The organism is Sutterella sp. (genome assembly GCF_052272535.1).
Lineage (GTDB): Bacteria > Pseudomonadota > Gammaproteobacteria > Burkholderiales > Burkholderiaceae_F > Sutterella.
Map to the genome: position 1 here is coordinate 1 of NZ_DAVZJY010000220.1, position 3,687 is coordinate 3,687.

The 3,687-nt window shown below is 70.3% G+C and carries 2 protein-coding genes and 1 pseudogene; 1 reads left to right on the forward strand and 2 read right to left on the reverse strand.

The window, feature by feature from the left end:
* Positions 1 to 32: 32 nt before the first annotated feature.
* Positions 33 to 530, reverse strand: coding sequence for a single-stranded DNA-binding protein (locus ACT6Y9_RS09395; RefSeq protein ID WP_295479785.1), 498 nt, complete (start codon positions 528 to 530; stop codon positions 33 to 35).
* Positions 531 to 572: 42 nt separating this feature from the next.
* Positions 573 to 1,781 carry an MFS transporter gene (locus ACT6Y9_RS09400; RefSeq protein WP_443744334.1) on the reverse strand — a complete coding sequence of 403 codons (1,209 nt, stop codon included), beginning with the start codon at positions 1,779 to 1,781 and terminating at the stop codon, positions 573 to 575.
* Between the two features lie 134 nt (positions 1,782 to 1,915).
* On the opposite strand from ACT6Y9_RS09400, the pseudogene ACT6Y9_RS09405 reads away from it, so the two are divergent.
* Positions 1,916 to 3,687: pseudogene (locus ACT6Y9_RS09405) on the forward strand (excinuclease ABC subunit UvrA); the annotation flags it as partial.

The following is a 3,687-nucleotide window of genomic DNA, read 5'->3' on the forward strand; positions in this document are numbered from 1 at the left end:
GAGGCCGAGCCGCCCCGGGTTGAGGAGGACGATCAGAACGGAACGTCTTCCTCCAACTGATCAATCGGACTCGAGGCCGCGGCGGGCGAGGGCTGCGGCGCCGGGGCCTGCTGACGGGCGGGGGCGGGACGGGGCGCGGACTCGAAGCCGTCCGGCGAGGGCGCGTAGCCCGCGTCGCCGCCGTCCTGACGGTCGTTGCGGCCGCCGACGAACTGCATGTTCTCGGCGACGATTTCGGTGGTCCAGCGGTCGTTGCCGTTCTGGTCGGTCCATTTGCGGGTGCGCAGACGGCCTTCGATGAAGACCGAGCGGCCCTTCTTCAGATAGTCCTTGGCGAGTTCGGCGGAGCGGCCGAAGAGCACGACGCGGTGCCATTCGGTCTCTTCGGTGAGCTGGCCGTCGCGGTTCTTGTAGCGGCGGGAGGTGGCCAGACGCAGCGTGGCGATGGCCGTGCCGCCGTCGGGGGTGTAGCGGACTTCAGGATCGGCGCCGAGATTGCCGAGGAGCATTACCTTGTTGAGGGAAGCCATTTTCGGGACAAAATCAAAAAGTTACGGGATCAAAAACTAAGCTCAGGCTTCCTCAGGCTCTCGGCCGGAGCGCGGGGGCTCCTTCATGCCAATCGCTGAGGCGAGCCACAGAAGCATAGCAAAAGCACAGGTGAAGAAGACGGCCTCGGCTCCCCAGTGGAGCGTGATCCAGCCGCCCAAGGCGCCGCCGGCGAAGAGGCCGAAGTTCTGCAAGGTGTTGTAGATCCCGAGGGCGAGTCCCTTGTCACGCGGCGGCGCGAGCCGCGAGATGAGGCTCGGCAGCGTCGCCTCGAGCACGTTGAAGCCGCTGAAGAAGAGGCCGAGAAGGAAGCTGATCTCCCAAATCGAGTGCATCAGATAGGCGAAGAGCACGAAGGCCGCGCAGAAGAACCCGAGCACCCAGCGCATGATGCGCACGACGGCGTTGCGCCGCTCGCCGATGATGATGAGGGGCGCCATCACGGTGAAGCCTGCGAGCACGGCCGGCAGATAGACCCACCAATGGTGCTCGGAGGGGAGCCCCATTTCGGTCAGCCGCGTCGGAATCACGACGAAGACCGCCATGAGTGCGGCGTGGAGCACGAAGATGCCGATGTTGAGGCGCAGCAGCTGCGGCTCGAGCGCGATTTCGCGCCAGGTCTTGTCGGGTTCGGGCTCGTGGTGCCGGCCGGGTGCCTCCGGGACGATGAAGCGCACGACGAAGACCGCGGCGACGGCGAGCACGCCCGTGAGGAGGAAGATCCCCGGGAGGCCCCAGAGGCGGGCGAGGGGCGGCGCGATCACCATCGAGAGGGCGAAGGTGAGTCCGATCGAGGCGCCCACCATCGCCATGGCGCGCGTGATCACCGCGTGGCGCACCGAGTCGGAGATGAAGGCGGTCACGGCCGCGGAGATCGCGCCCGCACCCTGGACGGCGCGGCCGAGGAAGATCCCCCAGATCGTGTCCGCCGAGGCGGCGATGAGCGACCCGGCGGCGAAGACGACGAGCCCCGCGATGATCACGGGCTTCCTGCCGAAGCGGTCCGAGGCGGCCCCGAGGGGGATCTGCAGCACCCCTTGGGCGAGGCCGTAGATGCCGAGCGTGAGGCCGACCATGAACGCGTCGTCGCCGCCCGGAAGGTCGTGCGCGTAGACGGCGAAGACGGGGAGGATCACGAAGAGGCCGAGCATGCGCAGCGCGAAGATGCTCGCGAGGGTGATGCTCGACTTCTTCTCCCGGGAGGTCATGCGCGTGGCGTTCTGGGCGGTCATGGAGGGCTTGAATCCTTGTTCTTTTCGTGGACGGGCGGGCGCTCGACGGCCGCGCCGCATGACCGGGTTATAGTTTTTCCATTTTGCTCACTCCTTAAGCCGTCTCTTCGAATGGAAGGGAAGCGGCCTCCGGCATGGACCAGATCATCATCCGCGGCGCACGCACGCACAACCTGAAGAACGTCTCGCTTGAACTTCCGCGCGGGCGCTACATCGTCTTCACCGGTCCTTCGGGCTCGGGCAAGAGTTCGCTCGCCTTCGACACGCTCTACGCCGAGGGCGAGCGGCGCTACGTCGAGAGCCTTTCGCCCGGGGCGCGGCAGTTCCTGGAGCGCCTTCCCCGGCCCGACGTGGACGAGGTATCCGGGGTGCCGCCCGCGGTCGCCATCGACCAGAAGAGCGCCGGCGGCGGCGCGCGCTCGACGGTGGGCACGCTCACCGAATGCGCGGACTACCTGCGCGTGCTCTACGCCCGCGCGGGGACGCCGTGCTGCCCGACGCACGGCACGCCGCTTGCGGCCGAACCCGTCGCCGCGATGACCGACCGGCTGCTGCTCGAAGCCGCCGACCGGCGCCTGCTGCTCCTCGCGCCGGTCTTCCGCGGCCGCATCTTCAAGGTCGGCGAGGCGGCGGCCTTCGCCGGAGAAATGCTCGGGCGCGGCTACCGGCGTCTTCTCTCCGACGGCGTCGTTGAAACGCTCGAGGCGGCGCCCGAAGCGGCGTGGCTCGCCGACGGCGCTCCGCACGACCTCGCCGTCGTCGTGGACCGCCTGCGCGTGCGGCCCGACTCGCGCGAGCGCATCGCCGAGAGCCTTGAGAACGCCGTGGAGCTCGCCGACGGGCGCGCCGCGGCGGCGGACATGGATTCGGACTGGCGCGCGGCCTTCACCTCGAAGTTCGCCTGTCCCTACTGCGACTGGTCCGCGGGTCCGATGGAGCCACGCGACTTCTCGCCCTCGAGCCCCCGGGGCGCGTGCCCGGCCTGCCGGGGCGCGGGCGTGCGCGAGGCCTTCGATCCGGAGCGCCTCGTCGTGAAGCCCGAGGCGTCGCTCGAAGCCGGGGCGCTCCAGAGCGTGCGCCCGGGGGCGGCGGGCTTTGAGGCGCTCCTCACGGAGGCGCGCACGCTCGGAATCGACCCCGCCGCCCCCTGGGAGACCGCCGCCCCTGAAGGACGCCGCAGGCTCCTCGAAGCCCTCGCCGGGCGCATGGAGGTCGCGTGGCGGGAGGCCGGAGCGGACGAACAGGCCGCCGCCGCCTCCTTCCGCGCGCAGCTTCCCTGTCCCGCCTGCGGCGGCTCGGGGTTGGGCGTTCCCGCGCACACCGTGCGCCTTGGGGCCGCGGGCCCCACTTTCGCCGAGCTCGCCGACGTCCCCGTCGAGGAGCTCCCCGGCCGCCTCGCGTCCGCGCACCTTTCCGGGCCCGGGAAGGAGGTCGCGCGGCGGCTTTTCGAAGGGCTCCTGCCGAAGCTCGCCTGCCTCAATGAACTCGGCCTCGGCTACCTCACCCTCGGGCGGCGCACGGATACGCTCTCCGGGGGCGAGCGGCAGCGCGTGCGGCTCGCCGGTCAGATTGGCTCGGGGCTGGCGGGCGTGCTCTACGTTCTCGACGAGCCCTCGATCGGGCTTCATCCGCGCGACGGCGCGAAGCTCATCGAGACGATCAAGCGTCTGCGCGACCAGGGCAACACCGTTGTCGTGGTCGAGCACGACGAGGCGGCGATCCGCGCGGCCGACTGGGTAGTGGACATGGGACCGGGGGCGGGCGAGACAGGCGGCCGGGTGGTCGCCCAGGGCACGCCCGCCGACATCGAAGGGAATCCGGCGTCGCTCACCGGCGCCTATCTGGCGCACCGGCGCCGGGTGGCCGCGCCCCCGCCCGCCTTCGATCCCGCCGCGGCCCGGTGGCT